The following is a 3,635-nucleotide window of genomic DNA, read 5'->3' as shown; positions in this document are numbered from 1 at the left end:
ATGGGGTTTACCCCCTCGACACGCCGTCGAGACCACAGTTAACTCCATGATCAACGCGGCGAGGGGGGGAGGGGGCGCGGCGAGGGGGGTGGGGGGGGTGGGGGCGCGGCGAGGGGGTGGGGGAGGGAGGGGAGAAGGCTCCATCAAGCGATTGACGGAGGGGTGGGCGGGCCGCTAGCCTGCGGGGATGCCGGAGGTGAAGGCCAGCCGGGACCGCGTACTCGAGGCCGCGACGCGCTTGTTCGCCGAGCGCGGCTATGACGGCACCAGCACGCGGGAGATCGGCCGGGCGAGTGGACTGAACATCGCCACCGTGGCGTACCACGTGGGCGCCAAGGCGGACCTGTATCGCGAGGTCATGCGGCACGCGTACGAGCTGGAACGCGAAGCGCTCGACAGCGCGATCCGGGACTTGCGCGCGGAGCGGGACCCGGTGCTGGGCGTGCAGGTGCTCGTGCGGCGCTATCTGGACTTCTGCCTGGCCAATCCGCACGTGCCCGCGCTGTGGATGCGGCGGTGGCTCGCGGACGCCGCCGACGTGACCGGCCTGGAGCAGGAGTACGCCTGGCCGCTGATCGACCTGGTTCGAGACGCGATCGGAATCAACGACGACATGACACTCTGGACCGTCATGTGGAGCATCCACGGCTTCGTCCAGGCCGGCGTGCTGGACGCCGACGGCAAGCGGCATGTGCACGATCTCGCCACGGTGGACCGCTACCGGGCGCATCTGGACACTCTCGTAGCGAAGTGGATGGCACCGTGAAGTCAGTGAAGTGGATGGCGCCGTGAAGTCAGTGAAGTGGATGGCGCCGTGAAGTCAGTGAAGTGGATGGCGGCGTGAACAAGGGCCGGCTCGCCGGGTACGGCGTGGGATCGATCGGCACCGGGGTCTTCTCGACCGTTCCGGGGCTGCTCCTGCTGTTCTTCCTGACCGATGTGCTGGCGGTGCCGGCGGCGCTGGCCGGGGTCGTGGTGGTCGCGCCGAAGGCGCTGGACGTGCTGTTCAATCCGATCATCGGGGCGGCCAGCGACCGGGAGGCGGTACGCACCGCCCGCCGCACGAAGCTGTTGCTGACCGGGGCGCTCCTGATGCCGGTGGCGTTCGCGACGATGTTCCTGAGCCCGTCGAGCGGGTACGCCGGCGCGGTCTGGGTGACGCTGGCGTTCATCGGCGCCTCGGTGGCGTTCGCCGCCTTCCAGGTGCCGTACGTCGCGTTGCCCGCCGAGATGTCCGACGAACCCGATACGCGGCTGCGCGTGATGACCTGGCGGATCGTCTTCCTGACCCTGGGCATTCTGATCGCCGGTGGGCTCGCCCCCGCTGTCGTGGACCTCGGTGGCGGCGGCCGTCCCGGGTACGCCCTGATGGGAGCGGTCGTCGGGGCGATCGTCCTCGCGGCCTGCGTGACGGCGACGCTGTCGACGCGGTGGGTGCGGTCGCGGCCGGGCGGCGAGGTGCTGGGCCTGGTGGCGGCGTTCCGGACGGCTCGGGGGAACCGGCCGTTCTTCCTGCTCATGGCGGCCTTCGTGACACAAGCTGTCGGCATCGCGATCATGCTCGCCGCCGTGCCGTACGTGGCGACGTATTGGCTCGGCGACTACAGCCTCACCTCGATCCTGTTCGTCTGCGTCGTCGGCCCGAGCGCGCTCGCCGTACCGGTGTGGTCGGCGCTCGCCAGGCGGTTCGGGCGACTGCGCTGCTTCACCGTGGCCACGGTCGTTTTCACGGTGGCGGCGGCGCTGAACTACCCGCTCGGCCGGGCGTCCGTCACGGCCGGCGTGCTGTCCGCCGCCGCCGTGCTCGGACTCTGCTACGCGGCGTTGCAGGTGCTGCCGCTGGCGATGATGCCGGACGCCATCGTCGCCGACGCGGCGCGTACGGGGCAGGTTCAGGCCGGTGCGTTCACCGGAGCCTGGACCGCGGGGGAGACGGCCGGACTCGCCGTCGGCCCCGGCCTCTACGCCGTGATGCTCGCGGCGGGCGGCTTCCTGTCCTCCACCTTCGACGCGCCGGTCACCCAGCCCGGCTCGGCGAGAACGGCTCTGCTGCTGGGGTTCACCGTTGTACCGGCGCTGCTCATGCTGGCGTCGCTGCCCATCCTGCGTGCCTACGGGCGCGCCCGCACCACGGGAAATTGAACATGTTGCCTGAACACGGCCGGTCCTCGGCCGAGCTGCTGGACGAACTGCGGGAGCTGCGCGCTGCCGACCTGCCCACCCAAGGCGGCCGCACGACGGCGTACGTCTATGACAGCGGCCGTCCCGAGGTCCGCGCGGCCGCGCAGGCGGCGTACCTGGAGATGCTGGAGGTCAACGGGCTCGACCCGACCGCATTCCCCAGCATCGTGCGGCTCGAGCGCGAGGTGGTCGCGGCGGTCGCGAGCCGGCTCGGCGGCGACGCCGCCACCCCCGGGATCTTCACGAGCGGCGGCACGGAGTCGATCATCCTGGCGGTCAAGGCCGCGCGCGACTCGCGTCCCGACGTGGCCGAGCCGGAGATCGTGGTCCCGACCACGGTCCACGCGGCCTTCCACAAAGCCGGTCACTACCTAGGGGTACGCGTAAAGCAGGTCCCGGTCTGGCCGTCCTCCTTCCGGGCTGACGCGGCGGCGACGGCCGACGCGATCACGGAGAACACCGTCCTCGTGGTCGCGTCCGCACCGTCCTACGCGCACGGGGTGATCGATCCCGTCACCGAGATCGCCGCCATCGCACAGGAGCGCGGGATCGCGTGCCACGTCGACGCGTGTGTCGGCGGCTGGCTGCTGCCCTGGCTGGCCGACGCCGGAGCCGACGTCCCGCCGTTCGACCTCAGCGTTCCCGGCGTGACCTCGCTGTCGGTCGACCTCCACAAGTTCGGGTACGCCCCCAAGGGCGCCTCGGTCCTGTTGTTCCGCGACTCGGAGCTGCGGCTGGCGGCGTACTTCGCGTGCGCGGAGTGGCCCGGCTACACCGTGATCAACTCGACGATCCAGAGCAGCAAGGGCACCGGTCCGCTGGCCGGTGCCTGGGCGACCCTGCAGGCCCTGGGCACCTCCGGCTACCGGCAGCTCGGCGCGTCGGCCTTGGCGGCCACTCGCCAGGTTGTCCGCGGCATCGCGGACATTCCGGGCTTGACGGTGCTCGGCTCGCCGGACGCGACCCTGGTGGCGTTCACCGTGGACGACGATCCCGGCCTGGACCTGTTCACGATCGCCGACGAGGCCCGAGCCCGGGGCTTCTTCCTGCAACCCCAGCTCAGCTACGCCGGGATGCCCGCCAGCCTCCACCTGACCCTGACCGGAGTCAGCGCGGAAGGCGTCGACGCGTTGCTGGCGACGCTCGCGATCGCGGTGGAAGCGGCGCGCGCGATCGGGCCGGCGCCGACGGCCGGACTCGCGGAGATGATCGGCGGACTGGACTTCGCCGCGCTGGACGACGCCACGTTCGCGTCGTTGCTGCCGGCCGTGGGGGTCTCCTTCGCCGAGGGCACGCCCCGGATGGCCGCCGTCAACGGGGTGCTCGACGGGCTGCCGCCCGCCGCGCGCGAGGCGTTGCTGACGCGGTTCCTCTCGGCGCTCTACAGCCCCGCCCTCTAGCTGCTGTGCACGGTGACGCTGGGCAAGACCGGCGGGGGTCGGCTGCGTCGCGGG

3 protein-coding genes are annotated in these 3,635 nt (G+C 71.4%); all 3 read left to right on the top strand.

Going from position 1 to position 3,635, the window contains the following annotated elements; all coding sequences use genetic code 11:
- The first annotated feature begins 187 nt into the window (after nt 1-187).
- On the top strand, nt 188-766 hold the full coding sequence (locus AB0M47_RS42390; RefSeq protein ID WP_363424619.1) for a helix-turn-helix domain-containing protein: 579 nt from the start codon (nt 188-190) through the stop codon (nt 764-766).
- Nucleotides 767-840: 74 nt separating this feature from the next.
- On the top strand, nt 841-2,142 hold the full coding sequence (locus tag AB0M47_RS42385) for an MFS transporter (protein WP_363424617.1): 1,302 nt from the start codon (nt 841-843) through the stop codon (nt 2,140-2,142).
- A 2-nt stretch (nt 2,143-2,144) separates the two neighbouring features.
- Nucleotides 2,145-3,581 (top strand): aspartate aminotransferase family protein, encoded by a 1,437-nt coding sequence (locus tag AB0M47_RS42380; RefSeq protein WP_363424616.1) that lies wholly within the window; start codon nt 2,145-2,147, stop codon nt 3,579-3,581.
- Nucleotides 3,582-3,635: the final 54 nt, after the last annotated feature.

It is taken from the genome of Hamadaea sp. NPDC051192 (assembly GCF_040682475.1).
In the GTDB taxonomy this organism is placed as follows: Bacteria; Actinomycetota; Actinomycetes; order Mycobacteriales; family Micromonosporaceae; genus Hamadaea; species Hamadaea flava.
This window is presented reverse-complemented; position numbering and strand designations above follow the sequence as displayed.